The organism is Siccirubricoccus phaeus (assembly GCF_008360935.1).
Lineage (GTDB): Bacteria > Pseudomonadota > Alphaproteobacteria > Acetobacterales > Acetobacteraceae > Siccirubricoccus > Siccirubricoccus phaeus.
The window spans coordinates 90,130-111,702 of sequence record NZ_SRXO01000020.1; the positions used below are offsets into that span (position 1 = coordinate 90,130).

Genomic DNA, 21,573 nt, shown 5'->3' on the forward strand with positions numbered 1-21,573 from the left:
ATCCTTGGTGGCCGGCGCCGCTACGGCGCGGCGTAGCCCTGCGCGTTGACGTAGACCTGCGCGCCCGTGGTCAGGCAGGCGAAGTTCACCGCCGTCGCCGCCGTCCCGCGCAGCGGCGTCGGGAAGGTGATCTCGACCGGGGCTGCCATCGCCGCCGGCAGCAGCTGTCGCCAGATCACCGTCGCCCCATCCTTGATCACGACCTCGGTCGCCACGGTCGCGTGCGCATTCCGCAGGTCGATCGAGGTGACGTAGTTCCGGATGCCGGCCGCCGCCGCGGCCCGGAGCACCACGTCGGTGGTGTTGATGATCCCGCCTGCGGCCGCCGCGTACTGCCAGTCGGCCTCCGGGATCGAGAAGGGCTTGGTGACCAGCGCCCCGATCAGCGTCGCGAGCAGATCGACACCCCGCGCCGTGGTGACGGCGGTCGGGTTGGCCGAATAGCCTGTCGCCGCCAGCACGGGCAGCGCGCCGCTGGTGTTGCGCGCCTGGCCCCCGACCGGCGTGACGGATGGCGCGATGGTACTGAGGACATTCACGCCCAGCCCCTGGCCTGCGACCGACTGGCCGCGGCCGGCGGTGATCTCGGTCGTCAGCTCGGCGTAGTCCGCGATGGTGACGAACTGCACTTTCACATCGGTGCTCGCCGGCATCGACGCCGCCATCGAGGCCGCCCGTGGCCTGGTGCCCGCGGACCGCATTCCGCCGGTCCGCAGCGAGGCGGTGGAGCGCGGCTGGTCGGCCGACCAGGTCCGCCGCGCCCTGTTCGACCTTCTGGTCACGACGGCCCCGAAGCCTTCCGTGCCGGCGCGGCCGGAGAGCGGCCCCGGCTACGACGATCCCGCCATGCTGATCGACGCCATGGCCGAGGCGCTCGCCGCCCGCTCCATGCCCGGCTACCAGCCGCAGGGGTCCGGCCGGCACGCCGAGTTCATGGGCTGGCGTCCGTCCGACATGATCGGCGAGTTGCTGCGCGCCCGCGGCGAGCGCAGCGTGCCGCGCAACCCGACGCTGCTCGCCGAGCGCGCCTTCCACACCACCTCCGACTTCCCGGCCCTGCTCTCGGCCGCGGCCAACAAGATGCTGCTCGCCGCCTACCAGCCCGCGCAGCCGACCTACCGGCAGATCTTCCTCCGCCGCGACTTCCGCGACTTCAAGCCGCACCGGCACCTCCGCGTCGGCGACTTCCCGACGCTGCTGCCGCTGCTGGAGAACGGCGAGATCCAGGCCGGCACCATGTCCGAGAGCCAGGAGATCGTCCTGCTGCAGACCTTCGCCCGACGGATCCGCGTCACGCGGCCGATGCTGGTGAACGACGACCTCGGCGCCTTCACCGACTTCGCCGCCGCGATCGGCCGCCGCGTCGCCGACTTCGAGAACGCCACCGCCTATGGCCTGCTGAACTCCGCGAACGGCGATGGCCCGACGCTCACCACCGGCAACGCCGCGGTGTTCGGCACCGGCGCGGCGCGCGCCAACAAGGCGGGCGCCGGCTCGGCCCTCGACCTCGGCGGGCTCGCCACCGGCCGCGCCGCCATCATGCGTCAGAAGACCCTTGATGGCCTGCCGATCGCGGTCGGCTCCTCGATGCGGCTGCTGGTGGGGCCGAACCAGGAGCTGGCCGCGCGGCAGCTCACCGTCAGCGTCGCGGCGACGCAGACCTCGAACGCGAACGTCTTCGCGGGCTTCGTCCAGCCGCTCGTCGAGCCGCTGATCCAGAACAACCGCTGGTACCTCTTCTCCGACCCGCTCTCGGCGCCGGTCTACGTCTACGGCTACCTGAACGGGGCGGAGGGACCGCAGGTCACCACCGGGCCGGTCTCCGGCGTCGACGGCGTCGAGGTCAGCGTGATCTTCGACTTCGGGGTCGGCGCCATCGACTGGCGCGGCGCCTGGTTCAACCCGGGCACCTGATCCCGGCTCACCCCTTCCATCGTGAACCCACGCAGAGGGTGCCCCCACGGGCGCCTTCTGCGTTTCTGGAGACCCCGTTCCCATGCGCAACTTCGTCCAGCCGGGCGACAGCCTGGCCGTCGCCGTCCCCTATGCGGGCGGCGTCACCGCCGGCCAGGGCGTCCTGGTCGGCGCGCTGTTCGGCGTCGCCGCCGTCGACGGCGCGCAGAACGCCGTCATCGAGGCCGCCACCCAGGGCGTCTTCGACCTCACCAAGGAGCCTTCGCTCGCCATCTCCGCCGGCGCGCGCGTTTTCTGGGACAACACCAACCGCCGCGTCACCACCACCGCCACCGGCAACTTCTCCATCGGCATCGCCACTACGGCGGCGCTGGCGGCGGACGCGACCGTCCGCGTCTGGCTCAACCGCGTCCCGGCCTCCGGCGCATGAGCGGCGATCCGAAGGCCAGCCGGGGCTACCGCAATCGCAACCCCGGCAACATCGAGCACGTCGCCACGAACAAGTGGCTGGGCCTCGAGACGCCGCCCTCGGATGGGCGGTTCTGCCGCTTCCGGTCGCACCAGCACGGGATCCGCGCGCTGGCCCTGCTGCTACAGAGCTACCAGGACCGGCACGGGCTGCGCACGGTCCGCGGCATCGTCGCGCGCTGGGCGCCGAGCAGCGAGAACGACACGCGCGCCTACCAGGCGGCGGTCGCCACGCGGCTCGGCGTTGGCCTCGACGACCCGATCGACCTGCACGACGCGGCGACGATGCGCGGGCTGGTCGAGGCGATCATCCGGCACGAGCTCGGCGGCATGCCCTACGCGCCGGACACCATCGCGGAGGGCCTGCGCATGGCCGGCCTGGTCCAGCCGGGCCTCGCCCACAGCGGGACGGTCCGCGCGGCGGCAGGCTCGGTGGTCGCCGGCGCCACGGCCGCGGCAATGGTCGATGCCGTCACCACGCTGGCGCCGCATGCCGAGGGCCTGGCCGCAGTGCTGCGCGCACTCGGCCCCTGGGGCGTCGCCGCCGCGGTGATCGGCGTCGCGGCCTGGACCATCCACCAGCGGCTGCAGCGGCAGCGGGAGGTGACCCGATGACGGACCACGACCGCGAACTCGGCACCATCGTCACACGCCTGACCGAGATCGAGCGGCGCCTGGCCGAGGGCGACAAGGACATGCGGGAACTGACCCGCACCGTCACGGAACTGGTCAAGGCGATGGCCGGCCTGACGGCGCGGCTGTCGCTGGCGGCCGGCGGTGTGCCGAGCGCGTCGCCCGCGATCCCGGCCACGGGCGCGGCGGCGGCTGGCGGCATCGTCGGCGCAGCGGTCGGCGCGAAGCTCGCCTCCTGGCTCGGGCTCGGCTGAGCCGCCATGGGCGTATTCGACGACGCGCTGGCGGTGCTCCGGCCAGGCCTTCCTGCGGCCCTTCCGCTCGGGCCGCGGCTTCGTCTGGTGCCTGCCGTTGCGCCAGGGCGCGGGAACGGGCCGGCGCCGCCGCACCCGGCTGATCGCCGGCGGTGTTGCCGAGGTCGGCACCGCCAACCGCAAGGGCCGCGACGCCTGGGCCCGTGGCCTGCTCGAACAAGGGATGGTGCCGATGTTCCTGCTCCTGCCGCAGGTGAAGCTCGCCAAGCGGCTCGACGTACGCGGGGCCTCACTGCGCGCCCTGCGGCGCCTGCCACGGCGCTTCGTGGCGGCCTGGGAGGCCGAGACGGCGAGGACCGGATGAGTGTGCGCGAGACGGCCCTGGCCGCCCTGTCCGCCCGCCTGGGCGCCGCCCTGGCCGCGCGGAACCCCGCCCCGAAGGTCCTGCGCAACGAGACCGTCCCCCAGCGCCTGCCTGCCGGCGGCCTGGTGGTGGTGCGCGACGGCGAGACGGTGGAGGAGACCGCGATCCTTTCGCCGCTTGCCTGGGCGGTCGAGCACCGCGCCGAGGTCGAGGTCGTCGCTGCGACGGGGGCGCTGCTCGACGCGCTGCTGGTCGACATCGCCGCGGCGATCACCGGCGACCGCGCCCTCGGCGGGGCGGTCGAGTGGGCGCAGCCCGGTGCGCCGTTCTTCGACGATGCCGAGACCGAGGGCGCCGCCGCGGCCCGTGCTGCCTCCGTCCCCGTCACGCTGTCCTTCACCGTCGCCGGCTCACCGCTGGCCTGATACCGCTCCCGGAGACGCCTCATGCCCCGTGCCATCGGCGCAAATTCGCGCCTGCTCATGATCCCCGAGGTCACCTATCCTTATGCCGAGGTACCACTAAATGCGGTTGAGCAGGTTGAGCGAGATGTATTTGACATAGTGGCCGTGACGGCAGCCCGCCACATCGAGGATTTCGATAAGGCCTCACAGAAGGCGCGGCGTCTCCAGTTGAGGACGCTGCGCATCGCAGTGGAGCAAGGAGGGGAAGAAATCCAGTTTGTCCTCGGCGAAGTGCTAAAGCTCCCCAAGAAGGAGCTGAGCGACCTCGCCGGGTTGCTGCGAGAAACGACGCTTTCCTCGATTATCGCAGGGGCCCGGGTGGTGTCCGATCGACTTAGAGTCATCACCGGCCTCGAGGCTCTTGTTTTTGAGAAGAACCATTCCCGAGTTCTCCGGGAGAGGAGCCAGCTTCACCGCTTAGTCGCGGAGAATACCTGGCTCTTCGGGGAGGAGAACAATCTCATGGTAGATGACGAGGGGCTCGACCGGTGCCTCGCTGAGCATGCCAAGGCGCGGGGTGTAGAGGTCCTTGGGAGTGACCCCGTCCTGCATCCCACGAAGAAGCGGGGCATCGTAGACCTCATGTTCGGCCGTCAGCGCAGGCCGCACGGCGACGCGTCGATTGAACACCTCGTCGTCGAACTGAAGGCCCCGAAGGTCTGCATCCGGCAGAAGGAAATCGGGCAGGTCGAGGGATATGCTCAGGCGGTCGTCTCTGACGCTAGATTCGACAAGGCGGGAACAAAGTGGACGTTCTGGGTGCTCTCCCGCACGCTTGACGAGGCTTACTGCGGCCTTCGCCAAATCCGACACGCCCCATCAGGGGTGATCAACGAGAGCGGGAACGTCGTCATCTGGGTGAAGACGTGGTCGTCGCTGTTTCAGGAGAACCGCGCTCGTTTGAAGTTTTTCCAGGAAGCCCTTGCCGTTCGCGTAACGCGCGAGGGGGCTCTGGACCATCTCCGGCAGACCTACAGCAAGTATTTGGAGAACGTGCTGTCTTCGCCCGTCACCGATGAAGGATCAAGCGATGCGGAGGATGAGGACGAGCAGGCGAGCGAGGATGTTGAGGCGGGGAGCTAGGCCTTGGCCTGACCGTGTCGTTCAACCGTCCGGTCACACACGGAATTCCCGACAGTCCCCCCGCACCGCCTTCAACGCAACGACAACGCGGATCATGAACGCGATGCTCAAGAACCAGTAGGCCGGGGCGGGGTACGCGTGAAGACTACTCAGTGCGCCGCACGGCTGTGACGCGGCGCTTTTGCCGCCACGCTGCAAAGGCTTCGCGTATCTGCGCCATCATTCGATCGGACAGTGGGCCATAGGCAAATGTCCCCGTGCCGCCTTCGGTCGGACGCAGGTCCGGCCCGGGCCAGACGAAGTGATTGTATTCGGTGACCACGACCCAGCACGGCTCGCGCTGCAACCCGAGGCGGGCGCGGGCATCGGCAGGGATCTCCACAGCGGCGCCGGGCTCCGCAGGCGGCGTCGAGGTGATGGGCAGCACGACGACCTCGTCCTTCCCATCCTCCTTGCGAACCAGGGCCACCACCGCGGATGGCCGATCTTTCGATCCCTCCTCGCGCCCCGCCGCGTGCTCGTGGCTCCAAAGATAGGCGTAGCGGATCACGTCGCCGACAGCCGGCAGTGCCGGCGTATCAGACTTCATGATCGAAGCGCTTGTTCTCCTCTGGCGGCCGCGCCGTGAGGATGGCGTCCACGATCTCCTGCGGCGCCTCTTCGGTGCGAACCACCTGACGGTCGCGGCGCTTGAGGCGCTCGTACTCGTCGATCGAGATCAGCACGGTGCGCGGGCGCCCGTTGCGGGTGATGGCGACGGGCTGGGTCAGCGCCTTGTCCTGATAGAGGCCGAAGTTCCGCTGCGCCTCGGCCGCCGGGACCTTGAGCATGGGCTCGCTCATCGGGAGCTCCTTGGTTTCTGCAAAATACATAACCCATGGAGGGCAATTTTTCCATGCTCACCCTCGACCTCCTGGCCGAGCCGTACTGGCTCGACCTGCCACGCGGCGTCCGCGTCGAAATCCGGCCGGTGACCACCGCCGTGATGGCCGCCGCCCAGGCCGCCGCCGCGCGCCGCCTGGCCGCGATCCGCATCGCCGACCCGGACCTCGACCCCGACATGTCGCGCGGCCTGTCCTTCGCCTTCCTGGTCAAGGCACTGGCCCGCCACGCCGTCACCGCCTGGGCGGGCGTCGGTGACGCTGCCGGCAAGCCGTTGCCGCTCTCGCCCGAGGCGGTCGAGCGCCTGATGGACCTCGACGACATCGCCGCGGCGTTCTGGGACCGCGCCACCGCACCGGTCGCCGCGGTGGCGTTGGAGGGAAACGGCTGAGGGCCCGCGCCGCCTGGCACTTCGGGCGCGGGCCCGAATACTGCCGCGGCTGCGCCGCCCTCGGACGCGACTGCGCTGACGCCTGCCCCTACGCAATGCAGGCCCCCACCAGCATCGAGGGCCACGCTTGCTGGTCCGCCGGCACCGCCTGCGCCGAAGTCAGCATGGCCGGCCTGAGGCTCGACACCGCCGGCGCCCTCGCCGCGGCGCGCGAACTCGGTGCCACCGGCTGGGCCGCCTCCGAACTGCTGCTCGCCATCCGCATCGGCATGGCCGACGGCGCCGCCGCCCGCCGCGAGGGGGAGACGACCTGACATGGCCGACGCCACCCGCCGCGTCTCAGTTCGCCTCTCGCTGGACGACGCCGCCCGGGTCAAGGCCGACTTGCGTGAGGTCGGCGAGACCGGCCAGCGCTCCCTCGACCAGATCAAGGGCGGCGCCGAGCGCGCCTCGCGCTCCCTCGAACTGCTCGACGTCGCCACGCGCGGTATCCAGCTCGCCGGCGTGGCGGTCGCCGCGCGCGCCCTGGTCCAGGCCGGTGACGCGCTCACCCAGGGCCTCTCCCGCCTGCAGAACGCCACCGGCTCGGTCGAGCGCGCCGGGCAGGTCTACGAGGCGCTGTACCGCAACGCGCTCCAGACCGGCGTCGCGGTGTCCGAGAGCGTCGACGCCTTCCAGCGCTTCTCGATCGCCGCGCGGGAAATCGGCGCCACCTCCGACCAGGTGGTCCGCCTCGTCGGCGGCCTGCAGCGCGTCGCCATCGTCTCGGGAGCCTCCACGCAGGAGATCTCCTCAGCCACGCTGCAGCTCGCCCAGGCGCTGGCCTCGGGCGTCCTGCAGGGCGACGAACTCCGCTCCATCCTGGAGGCCATGCCACTGCTAGCCGAGGGGCTGGCCCGCGAGCTCGGCGTCTCCATCGGCGAGCTGCGCAAACTTGGCTCCGAGGGCAAGCTCACCGCCGAGCGGGTGTTTCCCGCGCTGCTGCGCGCGACCGAGCGGCTCGGCGCGGAGCTCGACAAGGCCCCGCTCTCCCTCGGCCGTGCCTTTGGCCAGCTGACGGCGTCGACGGAAAACTTCCTCGGTCAGCTCGACCGCGCCATCGGCCTGTCCAACGCGCTGGCCCGGGCGCTGTCGGCTGCCGCCCGCGCCGTGGATGGTGTCCGCCAGGGTGCTGGCCTGCTCAGCGAGGGGGAACGGGTCGCCGGCATGCGCCGGCAGGCCGAGGCGCTGGCCGCCCAGATCGCCCGGCTGGAAAGCGAGAATGACGGCCGGCCCAGTCTCACCGCCCAGACCCGCCGCGGCAGCATCCGTCCCGGTCTGGTCGGTGCCGCCGAGCAGCAGGCCGGGGTCGATCGCACCGCCCGACTGGAGGAGCTGCGCCGGCAATACACAGAACTCCAGGCCGAGATCACCCGCGGCGAGCAGGCCGCCGGTGAGCGCCAGCGGACGGAGCAGGAGACCGCGGCCACCGCCGCGGCCGAGGCCCGGCGTCGCAGCGCCACGCAGGACGTCCAGGAGCTCACCCGCGACCTCGACGACCGCTTCCGGATCAACCGGGAATACGAGGAACGTGTCCGCCGGTTGCGCGAGGCGGAGGCGGCCGGTGGCGTCACCGCCGCGGAGCGCACCCGCCTCGAGACCTTGGCGCTCCAGGAGCGCGACGAGGCGCTGCGCCGCCTCGAGCCCCGCGTCGCCGCGGTCCGCCGCGCCAGCAACGAGGGCGTGCGGGAGGCGCGCGAGGCCGAGCGCGAGCTGAATGAGCTGCTGCGCGAGCGCGAGCGGCTCATCCAGAACAACGAGACCGCCTATGGGCGCCGGTCGCCAGCGCCCATCTCGCCGGCTACGAGGTCCAGTTCATGCCGGCCTCCGTCGCCACGTGGCAGGGCTACGGGGCGGGGCTGGGCGCCACCGCGGCGGGGATTCCCACCGCCGAGCCGACTGCTTTTCGGGCGCGCGCGGTGGCGCGCAGTGGCGCCGTGTCGGGCTGGCGTGAGGCGCTGGTGCCGGCCACCGTCTCGGTGCCCACCGTGACGGGCATCGTCGGCGGCGTGCGGTTGTCCGGCGGCTTTCCCACCGATGCCGTGCGGCTGCAGGTTTTCGAGGCCAGCAGCAACAGCCTGGCTGCTGCCGTCAAGCTCGCGACCGAGCCGACCAGCCTCTTCTGGGACCGCATCGGCCTGACCACCGGCCAGACCCGCTGGTACTGGCTCCGCAGCGTCTCGGCCGAGGGCAATGTCTCGGCCCTGGCCGGCCCGGTCACCGCCACAGCTCTGTAGGAGCCGCCATGGCCGCCCGCATCGATGACCTGATGGTCCTCGGCCAGAACATCTCCAAGACCGACCTGGCCAAGTATCTCCGCGACCGCGAGGCGGTGATGCCGCGCGACTTCGGCGGGCTCGGCGATGGCGCGGCCAACGACCGCGCCGCCATCCAGGCCTCCTTCGACCGCGCCGCCGCCGATGGCAAGCTCGCCGTCATCCCGACCGGCACCTGGAACGTCGATGCCGGCGTAACGCTCGGCGGCGGCGCGCGCGGCCTGATCATGCAGGGCGTCATCCAGTACACCGGCGCCGCCAGCGCCCCGGCGACCGTGCTGACGCTCGGCGATGGCGGCACCATCCGCAATGGTGAGAAGCTCTACCTCAACCTCCAGGTCACGCGGCAGATCCAGTCGGACTGGGCCAGCGAGGCCGATATCGGTATCGTCGCGCGGAACCTCGATTCCTCGCTGCTCGACCTCCGGCTGGTCTCGGGCTTCTGCATCGGGCTGCGCACGCTGGGCGACGGCCGCGGCTTCGAGGACACCACGCTGATCCTCGGCCGCATCCTGAACAACCGCTACGGGCTGGACGTCCACTGTGCCACGGCGACGGCCTGGAACACCTCGATCCGCTACTATGGCGGCCACTTCGCTTGCGCCACCGGGATCAACGCGACCACGGACCGATATGGGGTGCGCTTCTCGCGGCAGGCCGGAGCCTACAACAACCACAACCGGCATATCTTTGACGGGCCGAACTTCGAGCTGCGCCAGCTCGACCCGAACGTCGCGATTCCCTTCCTGAACGAGACGAGTGGCACCGCCATCATCGCCCGCGGCATGCGCATGGAAGCCTGCTCGCCCATCGCCGCTCGGCACGCCGCCGCGGCGACGGACTGCGAATACGAGGTGGCCTGGTCCAACACCTACCAGGTCGGGATCGACTACACCGCGACCGCGAGCCGGGCCGGCAATGCCGTCTACAACCGGCACCGCGCGCCAGCCTCGCGCCTCACCCGGCTGCTGGCCAACATCCCGAACCTGCGCGCTGCCGCCTTCCGCTACAGCAACACCGAGATCGGCGTGGAGGGCGCCTGTGTCATCGCCACCTCCACCACCACCGAGACCACCATGGCGGGGCTGTCCTGGAGCGGACTGGATGGCATCGCCGGAACCGGGCGGGGGCTGCAGCTGAACGCCAATCGGGGCGTCGCCTTCGTGGTGCAGACGACGCACGCGAAGGAGTTTGCCCTGGCGCATTGGCTGGCGGATGGTGCCGATGGCGGGCGTCTCTGCGTGCGCTGCTTCGATGGCGGTGGGAACATCCGGGAGGATCAGCCCGAGGACGTGCTGGCCTCCGGCACCACCATGCAGTGGGTAGTCGCCTCCAAGAGCTGGCAGGCGGGTGCCGTGATGCAGGACAACTCGCTCAACCGGCGGCAGACCATCCGGCTGGGACCGAGCGTCGCCTTCGCGCAGATCGGCATCATCGGCTTCGACGGGCCGATCGATCTCGAGGCGCTGCGGCTCTATGGCCTGCCGGAGGATGCGCCGTCGATCCTCTATGGCTGCCCGTCGCTGCCGGCTGGCACGCGGACGCTGGCGCTGGAGACCAGCTGGGACCTGCCCAGCATGGCCGCCGGTGCGACCGCCAATGTCGATGTGACCGTGCCTGGGGCGCGGCGGGGCGACTACGCGGACGCCTCGCTCGACACCAGCAGCATCGCCTTCGTGCTGGATTGCCATGTCTGGTCGAACAACAGCGTGCGCGTGACGGCGCGGAACGTCAGCGCGTCGACAGTGGATCTCGCTGCGGCACCGCTGGCGGTGCAGGTGATCAAGCGGCGACTCCCGTGAGCCGGGCGGCGGGTACGGCGCTGTCGCCTCCGCACCCGCCTCCAACCATGCGGCCGGCCCTATGGCGGCCGGCCTGGTGGGCACCAGCGGGTTCGCCGCCATCCCCACCACCACCCTCGATCTGCCCCTCGTGCAGCGTCTCCGGCGGTCCCCGCGCTTTCGGGTCCGGGTCCCCATCCCGATGGCCGGCCCCGCCCGGCCCACCGGCTCAAGCCGTCGCGGCATCCCCATCGGTGATCCGCTGGAACTCGGCGAGAAATTCGGGATGGTGCTACGCGAGGTGGCGCACCAATCGCACATTGCCGAGCAGCTTCGAGAGGTAGCCGCGCGCAACCACCAGATGCATGTGGTCCGGGCCATAGCTCCGCTCTGCGACGCGAAGCTCCCGCTCAAGCTGTCCGCTCTCTCGCTCCATGAGCGCAACCTGCTCCGTCGTCAGCCCGCGAACCTGCTTCGGCTTCTCGTCCGGCACGAGCTGGCTCTGTGGCGTCGCCGCCAGCAGCGCGTCCGCATAGGTGATCGTGAAGCGGTCCATGGCAATCATGAGCTCGACGGCCTCGATCTGGCGCAAGGGCAGCATGCGCTTCAGGACCCGGAAAAGGCCAGCGGCAACAGGCCGATCCTTCAACAGCTCAACCACCTCCGGGCATACGCCCGACAGCATCCGCTTCTTCTCCCGCAGCGTCTGCATGTCGATGTTCAACGCCCGCGCGATGCGCTGCTCAGAGGCTCCATTGTGGATGGCCTTCAGGATCATGCGATGCTCCTGAACCACGGCAAGGCGGCTGAGCTGCCTGTTGTAGGTGACGGCCTCATCATCCGTGGCGAGCAGGCAATCCACCGTCTCCACCCCACGGGATACCAGGATGTCGAGCCGAAGGTGACCATCCAGCAGCAAGTAGCGGTCTTCGGCACCTTCCTTCCGCACAACGGCTGGCGGTTCGATGATGCCGACCTCCGCAATCGACGAGGCAACGCGCGCATACTTTGCCGACCGCCGGACCTTCTGCGCCACGGGGCGCAGCAGGTCGATCTGGCTGATCTTGATGGACGTAATGTTCGGCTCGAAGCAGGTCGGCACCGTCGGTGGCTTTCCCATCATGCGGCTCCCCGTGAACGCAGGCGCTCGCTCAGGCTGCGAGGCAAGGTTTCGATCTGCTCGGCCTCGAGCAACCGCATGAAGACCGTATCTGACATCAGCGTGCGTAGTGCTTCCAGCACGAAGACCAGCCGATCCCGCGTCGCCAGAGCACGACGCACGATCAGGCGTTTCTTTTCTGTGTCCTGTTGGTATGTCCGCACCAGGGCATTCACCGAGAGCGGCCGGGCGCGTTCTCCCCGATCGCTATTCCCGCCGAGGCGCCGGTGGCGGCGACGCTGCTCGACCAGCCGCTTCGCGGCGATCAGCTTGTGCCCACGCAGCAGATTCTTCTCGTAGGCTTCCTGCAGCACACGTTGGGTGTCCGTGTCTGCGGCAAGGGCGATATCCACCGCGATGCTCACGGGAATGGTGCCTTTCTCCACCGCGACGAGCAGCCGTGTCTCGCTTCGGTTGATGAGGCGAAGGACGCCCCGAACATACTCGTTGGTCAGGCCAGTCTTGCGGGCGATGTCGGCCTCCGAGTGTCCACGTTCCTGCATGCCCTGGATGTCGTGAAGCAGGTCCAGGGCATGGTGCTGGCGTCGTGCCAGGTTCTCCACCAGGCTCATGATCTGGAGCTGCTCAGCATCCGCTTCGACGACCAACGCCGGAATTGTCGTCTGGCCAAGTCGGCGGAAGGCTTCAAGGCGCCCCTGGCCGCAGACCAGGTCATACCGGATGCCATTGGCCGAGGGGCGGGCCGCCACGGTGATCGGACGCTTCAGGCCGACGGCTGCGATGCTCGCCACGATGCCCTCGAAGATCCGCTGGTTGCGGGCCCGGGGATTGGCCACGTCGATCAGGTCGACTGGAATGCTTTGGGTCTTCGCCCCGGCTTCACGACCGTCCATCATCCAACCTCCCTGATCGGCGCTCGGGCAGCGAGCGCAAAGAATGGGTCCAGGCTGTCGAACCGGAAGGCGTCCAGCGAGAGGCCATTGGCGTCCCGCAGCCGCAGCGATGAGAGATCAAGATCGATCCATGGCAGCAGGTAGTAGTCGGTGACACTGGTCTCACCGGGAGCGAGCCGCACTGCGATGGTGATGTCTGGCGTCAGCCCTTCATCCAGCCGGATCAGCCAGCGCCGCGCGCCACTCTGAGCCGTACGGCAGCGCGACAGCACGATTGCGGCGGTGAACTCGCCGTTTACGGTGAGCAGATCGGTCTCCGGGTCCTGCGAAACGGTGCCACCGATTTGCTCGATGCCGGCGATGACCTGCGCGACCAAGGCGGGATGCAATTCGCGAGTGGCCCGGTTGGCATCCAGGAACGCGAAGTCCCGATCCGGCGCGTAGCCGATCAGCTGGTAGGCTCGAATAAGGCCCTTGAACCGCTGGGCATAGGCACTGCTCGATGGCGAATCCTCGGCCTCGTCGATGAGGATGCCGGAGAGGCGTCCGTGGGCTGCCAGGATACGGCGCAGGGCATCCAGCATCTCTTCATCGGTGAGTTTGCGGGAACGCTCCCGAATAATGACCCGCGCGGCTTCGAACAGTAGCCGATCGACGGCAGCCGGAAAGGCGCCGTCGCGCCGGATCCACATCTCGCGCGCATTCGATCGACGCTTCTCATGAAGCTTGCAGGAGACGCGGTTCCAGACGTTGTCTCCGACATACTTCTCGTTGATCAGGATCTGGTGGACCGTGCCGCGTGACCAAGGGTTGCCAGCCTCATTTGCGATGCCCCGCTCATTTAGAAGGCGCGCGATCTCCCCCTCGTTTCGCCCGTCCTCGACGAAGGTGCGGTAGATCCACCGCACCGTCTCGACTTCCTCGGCCGGGCCGAGCGTGAGGACGACACGATCGGTCTGTATGCTCTTGTGCTCGCCCCGTTCCAGTTCACCTTTCGGGGTGCCGCCACCATCGACCAGTGACCTCCGGAGCCCGAAGCCGGCCTGGCCACCCTGGCGGAAGCCGAGCTCGATGAGGCGGCATTGCCCGATGAAGACCTTGCTCGCCAGTTCGCGGCTGTACTCCCGCGACATGGTCCGCTTGATGTTCTTGAAGATCTCGGAAGCGACGCTGCCATCGTTCTCGAAGGGCTCTGCGCAGTAGATCACCCGGACGCCGGCGCGCTTGCACTTGTATTCGTAGTAGGCGCTTTCGTCCGTGTCCTGGAAGCGGCCCCACCGGCTGACGTCATAGACGAGGATGAGGGTAAAGTCCGCCCGGCCTGATTCGACATCGGCCAGGAGCCGTTTCATCGCGTCGCGCCCGGCGATGGTCAGACCGCTCTTTCCGTGGTCGGCGTAGGTCCGGACGATCTCGATGTTGTGGCTCTTCGCGTAGTCGCGGATCGCGTCAGCCTGGTTCTCCGTCGAGTAGCGCTGATGGTCGGTCGACATCCGCACATACTCGGCCGCGCGGATCTTTGGCTCGGGCGCAGGTTCGTCGCCTCCGCTGGTACCTGCTGGTTCGACCAATGCTCCATCCCTTCGCATGCAGGCCACGAAGGAACACAACAGCATCGTCACGTCGCGACATTCCGGGCGGGCGGTCGAGCGCGTTGCACCTTCGCTCCCATCATACCGGGAGCGGAATCGGCTGTGCGGACGAAGAAGGGCAACTTGTTGCACTCGAAGGGCAAGAAGTTGCCCTTCTTGGATGTGGAGACGCAGGCGCCAATCGGCTATGCGCGCGCGATCGCTGAGGCGCTGCGGCAGGAGATGAACGCGGATGGTGTGTCAGCGAAGACCATCATGCGTTGGACGGGAGCCAGCGAGCGTGCGGTGAAGGGATGGATCGGCGGAAAGCCCGGTCCGCGCGGCGAACATCTCATCGCCCTGATGGCTGAGTCCGATGCCGTCTTCCTCGCCATGCTGCGCCTCGCGCGGCGCGATCGCTCCGGGCATTCGCCGGATCTCGACGCGGTCAGGGAGCATCTTCGGCGGGCTTTGTCAGCACTGCCGCCTGGATAGCGACGGTTGGGCACCCGGGGAATCGCGTTGCCTCCGGGCACCTCGGCTCGGATTGCTGCACTACTTGCCAATCGGAAGCCAATTGCGTTCTATACGAGATTGCAATTTTCGGCCCAACAATGAAGACGGCTAAGTTGCAATAGATACTGCGCAGCTGCCCGGAGCTTGAATGACGCTGGACCAAGGCACCCAAGCGACAGAAGAAGCCGCGACGCCTGTCAGCACGGAAAGTGGCCTTGTCGACAGCTCGGAGATTCAGCTGTCGGCACGGCTCCAAGGTGCCGTCAACGTCGCGCTCTGGGCCAATCATGTCCCGGTGCTTTCAGAACTCACCCTCTTCAACGATACGGAAGAACGCCTCGGCGAAATCGTCGTGGAGGTCGTCAGCACCCCTCCGGCCATCCTGCCCCGCAGTTGGCGGCTCGCGGAGGTCGGGCCCGGCCAGATGCGGGTGATGGACGATCTCGACCTGAAGCTGGATGGCGCTTGGCTTGGTGGCCTGACCGAAGGTATCCGCGGCAGCGTCTCCTTCACAGCGCGATCCGGCGAACGGTGCGTTGCCGAGGTGACGCAGGATGTGCGCTTCTTGGCGCACAACGAATGGGGCGGGAACGGCAGCATCCCCGACCTGCTGGCTGCATTCGTGGAACCCAACGACCCCGCCGTCGCGACAATCCTCCGGAAGGCTTCGGACCTGCTTCGCGCGCAGGGAAAGCCTGACGGCCTTGAAGGCTACCAGGCGACGTCGAAGCAGCGCCTATGGGAACAGGCTGCCGCCGTGTGGAGTGCCGTCTGCTCGCTTGACATTCGCTACGTCAACCCACCGCCTTCCTTCGAGGTCGAAGGGCAGCGCGTCCGCCCGCCGCGCCAGATCATGGAGGAACGTCTTGGCACATGCCTCGACTTGACGGTCCTCTTCGCCGCCTGCCTGGAACACGCTGGCTTCCGGCCGCTCATCGTGCTGACCAGGGGGCATGCCTTTGCCGGTGTGTGGCTCTCGAAGCATGATTTCGGCGCCTCGGTGGCAGATGATGCGCCAAGCCTTCGGACGCGCCTCGCGCTGAACGACGTCCTGCTGTTCGAGACGACGCTCTGCACCCAGGCCCCGGCGCCGGGCTTCAAACGGGCTTGTTCCGCGGGAGCCGAAAAGGTCGCAGCCGGGCGAGACGAGGAGTTCGAAGGCGTCATCGACGTGCATCGGGCGCGACAGCGGCGCATCCGTCCGCTCGGCGCGCCGTCCGGCGGATACAGCCGGGGCGGCACCGGGGCCGTCGGCGAGGATGCGCCCATCGAGGTCGGCCCACCACCGATCGAGGACGCGCCTCCTCTGCGCGATGACGATGAGCCGGAGCCCGAGCCACCGCCGGCAACCGCCGCAGATCGGCTGGCGCGCTGGCGCAAGCGGCTGCTCGATCTCTCCGGGCGGAACCGGCTGTTGAACCTCCGGCTCGGCGGCAGGCAGACCGTCGCGATCGATTGTCACGATCCGGCCAGGCTGGAGGATATGCTGGCCGACATGCGTGGCAGCGCGAAGCCGCCGCCGATCCGGTTCCGCCCCTGGCCCGATCTGATGGCCGGTGGCGATCCCCGCAGCGCCCGGCTGCATCGGGATCGCCTGAACGAGGAAGCGAACCAGGCTTTTGCCCGGGATTCGCTGACGAAGCGCGAACTGTTGGTGGCGTTGGAGGGGGAGAAGCTCCAGGCCAACCTGACGGAGGTGTTCCGGACGGCCCGGGCATCGCAGCAGGAGGGTGGTTCCAACACCCTCTATCTGACGATCGGCGCCCTGCTCTGGAAGCCGAAGGGAAAGGAGAAGCCCTATCGTGCGCCGCTGATCCTCGTGCCCGTGGTACTTGAACGCCCGAGCGTGAAGTCGGGCTTCCAGCTCCGCGCCCATGACGACGAGACTCGCATCAACGCCACGCTGCTCGAAATGCTGAAGCAGGAATACGGCGTTCGAATGCCGGAGCTCGAAGCGGTCCCAGAGGATGGTTCGGGGTTGGACGTCCCGGCGATTCTGGACGCTTTTCGGCGCAAGGTCCGGGAGATCCCGGGATGGGAGGTGACTGACGAGGTCGCGCTGACCAATCTGTCCTTCACCAAATATCTCATGTGGAAGGATTTGGCCGATCGCGCCGATGCTCTGCGCGAGAGCGAGGTGGCGCGCCGGCTCATGGACGGCCCGTCCGATGGCATCCCAGGGCCAGACGACGCCGTCACGGGCAGCAGCCCCACCAACGCGACAGGCCATGCCGGCGCTGCTCTCGACGACGATCCGGGTCTCCTCGGGCTTGCCTGCCCGATGGAGGCGGACAGTTCGCAGCTTCGCGCTGTGGCAGCCGCCGCGCGTGGCGAGAGCTATGTCCTCATCGGCCCGCCCGGGACGGGCAAGAGCCAGACCATCACCAACATCATAGCGAACGCGCTCGCCCAGGGCAGAAGCGTGCTGTTCGTGGCCGAGAAGCGCGCGGCGCTGGAGGTCGTCCAACGTCGCTTGCGCCAGGTTGGCCTCGATGATTTCTGCCTGGATCTGTTCTCGTCCAAGGCCTCCAAGATGGCCGTGCTGGAGCAGTTGAACCGTGCCCAGCAGGCCCGCGAGGCCTTCGATCACGCGGCCTGGGCCTCCGCGGGCCAAGAGGCGGCGGCCCTGCGCGCGGAACTCAATGGCTATGTCCGCGAATTGCATCGGAAGGGGCGCAACGGCTGGACGCCCTATCGGGCTATCGGCGTCATGCTTCGTGCCGAGACCGGCGGCGTGCCGGAAGTCGCGCTGTCATGGCCGTCTGCCGACTCGCATGATGCAGGCGATTACCAGCGCCTCATAGAAGCGATTGAGGATGCGGCCGCAACGCGGGCCAGACTTGGCGAGACGGGAACCTGCGCGGCTCTCGCCGGAATAGGCGCCACCGAATGGTCCCCGACCTGGCAGGCCAATCTCGTCGAGGCAGCGCGGCGCGCCGTCTCGGCGCTCGGCCGCCTTCAGGGAGCCTTGCCGGGCACGCTGCGCGCCCTGGCTCTGCCAGTTGACACGCCGCTGACGCGCCAGGTCGTGGAGAGGATCGACAACTTAGCCAGTCTACTCCTAGACCCGGCAGCGCCGGATGCGGCCTGGGCGCTGGGTGAGGCAGCGCGGGAAGCGCGAGGCGCGCTGCAGGCCGCGTCGGCGATTGCCCGCGACCATGGCGATCTGGCCCGGGGACTCGATGCGGAATGGAACGCCTCGGTCACTACCCTTCCGCTGCAGGCGATGCTGCTGGAGTGGCGGGATGCCGGTGGTCGGTGGTGGCTGAAGCGCCGGTCTGGCCAGAAGGCGATCCGCGAGAGGCTCGCTGCTACCGCCAGCCGCGTGCCGGAGGACCCCTCCCGTGATCTTGAGCGGCTGATCGCCATGCAGGCGAAGGCCACCGAACTCGTCCCCCATGCCGCGCTTCTGGAACCGCTGCTTGGCCGACGGTGGCGCGGCCTGCAATCGGATTTCGCTGGGATCGAGGCATCGCTCGATCGGGGCATGGCCATCAGGTCAGCCGTGGCCGGCTGTGCCGCGGATCCCGCCGCGCTCCTGGCGCTCCGGGACCATATCCGCAGGCTGCTGACGGAGGGCGCCGATCTGCTCGGGGAGGCTGGCGCCGTGACCGTGCCGATCCGGCTCCTGACCAAGGCAATGGCCGAGGTGAAGTCCACCCTCGCCGCGCTGGCGCCGCTGTGTGGAGGCGACCCGGCACTGGTCGTGGTCGATGGGGAGACAGATTGGGCCGGAGCGCTCAGGTCTCACCTTGCCGGTTGGGGCGAGAGCGCCGCACATCTGCGTGACTGGTGTGCTTGGCGCGGCGTGGTCCAGCGCGCCGAAAGCCTCGGCCTTTCCCCGCTTCTTGCAACCATGGAAAACGGCATGCTGGCCCCTGCCGATGCCGGCCGGGTATTCGAGGCCAACTATGCGCGCTGGTGGATCACGGTCGCCGCGGATGATCTTCCGCGGCTTCGTGGGTTCGTCGCCGCGACACATGAGAAGCGCATCGAGCGGTTCCGTGATCTCGACCAGCGGATGCTCGATCTCTCCGCCCGTGTGGCCCGGGCGCGCATCACCGAGGCCATGCCTGGCGGTTCCGAGCGCCAGGCCAGCCCGGAATACGCCGTGCTGACGCGGGAGCTTGCCAAGCGGCAGCGACATCTGCCCGTGCGGCAGCTGATTACGCGCATGCCGCAGGCAATCCGCCGCCTGACACCTTGCCTGATGATGAGCCCACTGTCGGTCGCGCAGTATCTGCCGGCGGATGCAGCGCAGTTCGATCTGGTCATCTTTGATGAGGCCTCGCAGATCCCGACCTGGGATGCGATCGGTGCCGTCGGCCGCGGACAGCAGGTGATCGTGGTCGGTGACCCCAAGCAACTGCCGCCGACGCGCTTCTTCGAGCGGGCCATCCCCGACGCATTCGATGGCAGCGGCGAGGACGGGAAGGTTGAACTCGAAACCGAGGATCTGGAATCCATCCTCGACGAATGCCTCGGTGCCGGCATCCGTAGCGTGGAACTCACCTGGCACTACCGCAGCCGTCACGAAGGGCTGATCGCCTTCTCAAACCATCAGTATTATGGCGGGCGGCTCGTGACCTTCCCTTCCCCCGTGGTGAAGGACACCGCGGTGTCGTTTCGTCACGTGGCCGATGGCATCTATGCACGGGCTGGCGCGCGGACCAACCAAGCCGAGGCCCGGGCTGTCGTCGCCGAGGTCGTCGGGCGCCTTCGCCAGATGGGGGCCGGAGGGCGTGAGCATTCCATCGGTATCGTGACGTTCAACGCCGAGCAGCAGTCGCTGATCGAAAACTTGCTGGACGAGGCACGGCGCGACGATCCCTCCCTGGAGCGGTTCTTCTCGGATGACCTGGACGAGCCGGTGCTCGTGAAGAACCTGGAGGGCGTGCAGGGCGAGGAGCGCGACGTCATCATCTTCTCGCTCACCTACGGCCCTGACGTGACAGGCCGCGTCGCGATGAATTTCGGCCCGCTGAACCAGTCGGGAGGTGAGCGCCGGCTGAATGTCGCGGTGACCCGCGCCCGAGAGGCTCTGCTGGTTTTCGGCAGCCTTCGCCCGGAGCACATCGATCTCGCCCGCACATCCGCGACCGGCGTGGCGCATCTGAAGCAGTTTCTGACTTTTGCTGAGCATGGCGCGAGGGCTTTCGCGACCACATCGACCGGCCCGTTGGGCGACTTCGAGAGCCCGTTCGAGGCAGCCGTGGCCGAACGGTTGCGCGCGCGAGGTTGGACTGTGCACCCGCAGATCGGCGTGTCCGGCTTCCGCGTAGACCTCGGTATCGTGGACCCCGATGCGCCCGGCGCCTTCCTGGCGGGGATCGAGTGCGATGGCGCAACCTATCACCGATCTGCATCAGCCCGTGATCGCGACAGGCTCCGTCAGGCCGTGCTGAAAGGTCTTGGCTGGCGTATCCAGCGCATCTGGTCGACCGATTGGTGGACCAACGCGGAGCGCGAGACGCACCGTGTCCACCTCATTCTCATCGAACTGCTTGAGGCGAGGCGGAGTGCCGCGCGCGCCACGACGGAGCGGATGCAGCCCAATGCTGCGGTGACAGTCCAGGAGCCGTATGAAGCCGCTGCGAATGATGCAGAGGACAGAGAGGAGACGGAGCCGGTCAAGAGCCTATCAGAGGCTGCGGCGGACGAGGCAGCACGAGATGGTAGCGGGACTACCGAGACGATCCGCGCCGTGCCGCAAGAGACGTTGTCTCAGCTTGATCCAGCGAAGTTCTACGAAGACGACTACCGCATTCGCCTCGCTTCGCTCGTTGAGGTGCTCCTTGCCGCAGATCCGGGCCATGCGGCGGATAGGACTTCAGCATCTCGAGAAACCACAAGACGAGCGTGTCCGCAGGCTCGAAGACGAACTTTATCGGGCGCGGCGCGACATCATTGAGCTCATGCCGGACGCAATCGCCGCTCTCATGCGCGACTATCACGCGTGTCGGACGCGCGAAGACCACTACGCCTGGGAAAAGCGGGTCGTCGAGGCGGCGATCGACTTGGCCGAACCAGATCCGGTGGCTTCACATTGGCAGCCACGGGCACGCTGTCCCCTATGTCGCGGAGGTAGTTCGGGCCCCTATGATATCGGCTTCACCATCCCCGAAGGACTGCGCAGGCACCTAGAAGGATTCGGGAACGTCCGCCAGTGTCCTGGGACGCGGGCCGCTTTCGCCATCGCGCGTGATTCCTTGCAAAGCGACTTCGTCGAGGCCGATCGGGGTGCCGCCGCGCAGATTGAGCTCCGCCGACGTACCGAACGCGTGTATGATGTTGGTCCGCGAAAGCCGGGGATGCTGCTCGACGAAGAGATGTGGGGCCGCACGCCGCGTGACGATGCGGCGATGGCCAGCGCAGAAGTTCGTTTGATCGAACTCGGCTTCACGCGCGCGGAGGAAGGGCAGGTCCTGTCGTTTCGGCTGCAACGGGATGGATTCGAGGTCTGGGCGGATCCACGTGCGGCGAAGCGGCTGGATTTCACGGTGTGTCCGCCAATACGCGGCCGAGCCCGCCAGCCAGAGGCGAATTTCTTCATCCTGGACAGTTGGCGGCACGGCGTGCCCGCAAAGTTCGAAGAGCGGCTGACGACAGCGATCGAAACGCTCCGCGCTCGGCAGGGCAGCGGAAAGCTGAAGCGAGCGTGACGCCTGCGGACGTTGCTTCACCTGCCAACGGGAGGCCGACACTGTAAGCCGCCAGAGACTTTCGTTCTCCGGTTCCTACCGCTGCTCCATTTTTCAAAGGCTTACATTCTCCGGGGCGCTACGGATAACGCCCTGCTAGAGCATGCTGTGTTTAGGCGGAAGCATATCCTGAGTTGGCGAGATAGTTGGCGCATTCGGTTGGGCTGACGAGGTCGAGGATGGCGCCGACCTTGCGCCAGGTGGTGCCGATAGTTCGCTGCTC

The 21,573-nt window shown here is 68.1% G+C and carries 21 protein-coding genes; 15 read left to right on the top strand and 6 right to left on the bottom strand.

Annotated features, from left to right (window positions below; all coding sequences use genetic code 11):
• Positions 1–20 precede the first annotated feature (20 nt).
• Complete coding sequence (locus E5N76_RS22895; RefSeq protein WP_235907833.1) at positions 21–653, bottom strand: hypothetical protein; 633 nt, start codon at positions 651–653, stop codon at positions 21–23.
• Between E5N76_RS22895 and E5N76_RS22900 the strand changes: the two genes are divergently transcribed.
• From E5N76_RS22900 to E5N76_RS22930, 7 genes are all read left to right on the top strand, one after another.
• Entirely contained in the window at positions 640–1,914 is a 1,275-nt protein-coding gene (locus tag E5N76_RS22900) for a phage major capsid protein (RefSeq protein WP_235907834.1), read from the top strand. The genes E5N76_RS22895 and E5N76_RS22900 overlap by 14 nt on opposite strands.
• Positions 1,915–1,996: 82 nt before the next feature.
• Positions 1,997–2,344, top strand: coding sequence for a DUF2190 family protein (locus E5N76_RS22905; protein WP_149539654.1), 348 nt, complete (start codon positions 1,997–1,999; stop codon positions 2,342–2,344).
• Positions 2,341–2,997: a structural protein gene (locus tag E5N76_RS22910; RefSeq protein ID WP_149539655.1), complete on the top strand. Its 657-nt coding sequence runs from the start codon at positions 2,341–2,343 to the stop codon at positions 2,995–2,997. The genes E5N76_RS22905 and E5N76_RS22910 overlap by 4 nt, the downstream gene beginning before the upstream one ends.
• Positions 2,994–3,269, top strand: a complete 276-nt coding sequence (locus tag E5N76_RS22915; RefSeq protein WP_149537205.1) for a hypothetical protein — start codon at positions 2,994–2,996, stop codon at positions 3,267–3,269. Before E5N76_RS22910 ends, E5N76_RS22915 begins: the two co-directional genes overlap by 4 nt.
• A gap of 97 nt (positions 3,270–3,366) precedes the next feature.
• Positions 3,367–3,633 (top strand): DUF6441 family protein, encoded by a 267-nt coding sequence (locus E5N76_RS22920; protein WP_235907835.1) that lies wholly within the window; start codon positions 3,367–3,369, stop codon positions 3,631–3,633.
• Positions 3,630–4,058 (top strand): hypothetical protein, encoded by a 429-nt coding sequence (locus E5N76_RS22925; protein ID WP_149539656.1) that lies wholly within the window; start codon positions 3,630–3,632, stop codon positions 4,056–4,058. Before E5N76_RS22920 ends, E5N76_RS22925 begins: the two co-directional genes overlap by 4 nt.
• Before the next feature lie 21 nt (positions 4,059–4,079).
• Complete coding sequence (locus tag E5N76_RS22930; RefSeq protein WP_149539657.1) at positions 4,080–5,180, top strand: type I restriction enzyme HsdR N-terminal domain-containing protein; 1,101 nt, start codon at positions 4,080–4,082, stop codon at positions 5,178–5,180.
• A 145-nt stretch (positions 5,181–5,325) separates the two neighbouring features.
• Here the strand turns inward: E5N76_RS22930 and E5N76_RS22935 are convergent, their stop codons facing one another.
• Positions 5,326–5,769, bottom strand: a complete 444-nt coding sequence (locus E5N76_RS22935; RefSeq protein WP_149539658.1) for a hypothetical protein — start codon at positions 5,767–5,769, stop codon at positions 5,326–5,328.
• Positions 5,759–6,022 (bottom strand): type II toxin-antitoxin system Phd/YefM family antitoxin, encoded by a 264-nt coding sequence (locus E5N76_RS22940; RefSeq protein WP_149539659.1) that lies wholly within the window; start codon positions 6,020–6,022, stop codon positions 5,759–5,761. Before E5N76_RS22940 ends, E5N76_RS22935 begins: the two co-directional genes overlap by 11 nt.
• A gap of 35 nt (positions 6,023–6,057) precedes the next feature.
• On the opposite strand from E5N76_RS22940, the gene E5N76_RS22945 reads away from it, so the two are divergent.
• The 5 genes from E5N76_RS22945 to E5N76_RS22960 all read left to right on the top strand — a co-directional run bounded on the left by E5N76_RS22945 (position 6,058) and on the right by E5N76_RS22960 (position 10,570).
• Positions 6,058–6,453, top strand: a complete 396-nt coding sequence (locus E5N76_RS22945; protein ID WP_235907836.1) for a hypothetical protein — start codon at positions 6,058–6,060, stop codon at positions 6,451–6,453.
• A gap of 164 nt (positions 6,454–6,617) precedes the next feature.
• Positions 6,618–6,767, top strand: coding sequence for a hypothetical protein (locus tag E5N76_RS29755; RefSeq protein WP_187830337.1), 150 nt, complete (start codon positions 6,618–6,620; stop codon positions 6,765–6,767).
• Position 6,768: 1 nt separating this feature from the next.
• Complete coding sequence (locus E5N76_RS22950) at positions 6,769–8,484, top strand: tape measure protein (protein ID WP_235907837.1); 1,716 nt, start codon at positions 6,769–6,771, stop codon at positions 8,482–8,484.
• On the top strand, positions 8,430–8,729 hold the full coding sequence (locus tag E5N76_RS29760; RefSeq protein ID WP_187830338.1) for a hypothetical protein: 300 nt from the start codon (positions 8,430–8,432) through the stop codon (positions 8,727–8,729). The genes E5N76_RS22950 and E5N76_RS29760 overlap by 55 nt, the downstream gene beginning before the upstream one ends.
• Positions 8,730–8,737: 8 nt before the next feature.
• Positions 8,738–10,570: a hypothetical protein gene (locus tag E5N76_RS22960; protein ID WP_149539660.1), complete on the top strand. Its 1,833-nt coding sequence runs from the start codon at positions 8,738–8,740 to the stop codon at positions 10,568–10,570.
• Positions 10,571–10,841: 271 nt separating this feature from the next.
• Here the strand turns inward: E5N76_RS22960 and E5N76_RS22965 are convergent, their stop codons facing one another.
• Genes E5N76_RS22965 through E5N76_RS22975 form a run of 3 tightly spaced genes read right to left on the bottom strand, consistent with a single transcriptional unit; the run spans position 10,842 to position 14,178 of the window.
• A complete protein-coding gene (locus E5N76_RS22965) occupies positions 10,842–11,669 on the bottom strand; it encodes a plasmid partitioning protein RepB C-terminal domain-containing protein (protein ID WP_207792081.1) in 828 nt (275 codons plus the stop codon).
• Positions 11,669–12,562: a plasmid partitioning protein RepB C-terminal domain-containing protein gene (locus E5N76_RS22970; RefSeq protein ID WP_235907838.1), complete on the bottom strand. Its 894-nt coding sequence runs from the start codon at positions 12,560–12,562 to the stop codon at positions 11,669–11,671. The genes E5N76_RS22965 and E5N76_RS22970 overlap by 1 nt, the downstream gene beginning before the upstream one ends.
• Positions 12,562–14,178 (bottom strand): recombinase family protein, encoded by a 1,617-nt coding sequence (locus E5N76_RS22975; protein WP_268921324.1) that lies wholly within the window; start codon positions 14,176–14,178, stop codon positions 12,562–12,564. The genes E5N76_RS22970 and E5N76_RS22975 overlap by 1 nt, the downstream gene beginning before the upstream one ends.
• Before the next feature lie 78 nt (positions 14,179–14,256).
• On the opposite strand from E5N76_RS22975, the gene E5N76_RS22980 reads away from it, so the two are divergent.
• From E5N76_RS22980 to E5N76_RS22990, 3 genes are all read left to right on the top strand, one after another.
• The gene (locus E5N76_RS22980) at positions 14,257–14,628 is read left to right on the top strand and encodes a hypothetical protein (protein ID WP_207792082.1); all 372 of its coding nucleotides are present in this window, start codon (positions 14,257–14,259) and stop codon (positions 14,626–14,628) included.
• Positions 14,629–14,797: 169 nt separating this feature from the next.
• Complete coding sequence (locus E5N76_RS22985) at positions 14,798–20,560, top strand: DUF4011 domain-containing protein (protein ID WP_149539662.1); 5,763 nt, start codon at positions 14,798–14,800, stop codon at positions 20,558–20,560.
• Between the two features lie 4 nt (positions 20,561–20,564).
• Positions 20,565–21,311: a hypothetical protein gene (locus tag E5N76_RS22990; protein WP_149539663.1), complete on the top strand. Its 747-nt coding sequence runs from the start codon at positions 20,565–20,567 to the stop codon at positions 21,309–21,311.
• Positions 21,312–21,573: the final 262 nt, after the last annotated feature.

Coding starts and splice junctions, on each gene's coding strand:
- E5N76_RS22895 (WP_235907833.1), bottom strand. CDS start 653: ATGCCGGCGAGCACCGATGTGAAAGTGCAGTTCGTCACCATCGCGGAC.
- E5N76_RS22905 (WP_149539654.1), top strand. CDS start 1,997: ATGCGCAACTTCGTCCAGCCGGGCGACAGCCTGGCCGTCGCCGTCCCC.
- E5N76_RS22910 (WP_149539655.1), top strand. CDS start 2,341: ATGAGCGGCGATCCGAAGGCCAGCCGGGGCTACCGCAATCGCAACCCC.
- E5N76_RS22915 (WP_149537205.1), top strand. CDS start 2,994: ATGACGGACCACGACCGCGAACTCGGCACCATCGTCACACGCCTGACC.
- E5N76_RS22925 (WP_149539656.1), top strand. CDS start 3,630: ATGAGTGTGCGCGAGACGGCCCTGGCCGCCCTGTCCGCCCGCCTGGGC.
- E5N76_RS22930 (WP_149539657.1), top strand. CDS start 4,080: ATGCCCCGTGCCATCGGCGCAAATTCGCGCCTGCTCATGATCCCCGAG.
- E5N76_RS22935 (WP_149539658.1), bottom strand. CDS start 5,769: ATGAAGTCTGATACGCCGGCACTGCCGGCTGTCGGCGACGTGATCCGC.
- E5N76_RS22940 (WP_149539659.1), bottom strand. CDS start 6,022: ATGAGCGAGCCCATGCTCAAGGTCCCGGCGGCCGAGGCGCAGCGGAAC.
- E5N76_RS22945 (WP_235907836.1), top strand. CDS start 6,058: ATGGAGGGCAATTTTTCCATGCTCACCCTCGACCTCCTGGCCGAGCCG.
- E5N76_RS29755 (WP_187830337.1), top strand. CDS start 6,618: ATGGCCGGCCTGAGGCTCGACACCGCCGGCGCCCTCGCCGCGGCGCGC.
- E5N76_RS22950 (WP_235907837.1), top strand. CDS start 6,769: ATGGCCGACGCCACCCGCCGCGTCTCAGTTCGCCTCTCGCTGGACGAC.
- E5N76_RS22960 (WP_149539660.1), top strand. CDS start 8,738: ATGGCCGCCCGCATCGATGACCTGATGGTCCTCGGCCAGAACATCTCC.
- E5N76_RS22965 (WP_207792081.1), bottom strand. CDS start 11,669: ATGGGAAAGCCACCGACGGTGCCGACCTGCTTCGAGCCGAACATTACG.
- E5N76_RS22970 (WP_235907838.1), bottom strand. CDS start 12,562: ATGGACGGTCGTGAAGCCGGGGCGAAGACCCAAAGCATTCCAGTCGAC.
- E5N76_RS22975 (WP_268921324.1), bottom strand. CDS start 14,178: ATGCTGTTGTGTTCCTTCGTGGCCTGCATGCGAAGGGATGGAGCATTG.
- E5N76_RS22985 (WP_149539662.1), top strand. CDS start 14,798: ATGACGCTGGACCAAGGCACCCAAGCGACAGAAGAAGCCGCGACGCCT.
- E5N76_RS22990 (WP_149539663.1), top strand. CDS start 20,565: ATGCCGGACGCAATCGCCGCTCTCATGCGCGACTATCACGCGTGTCGG.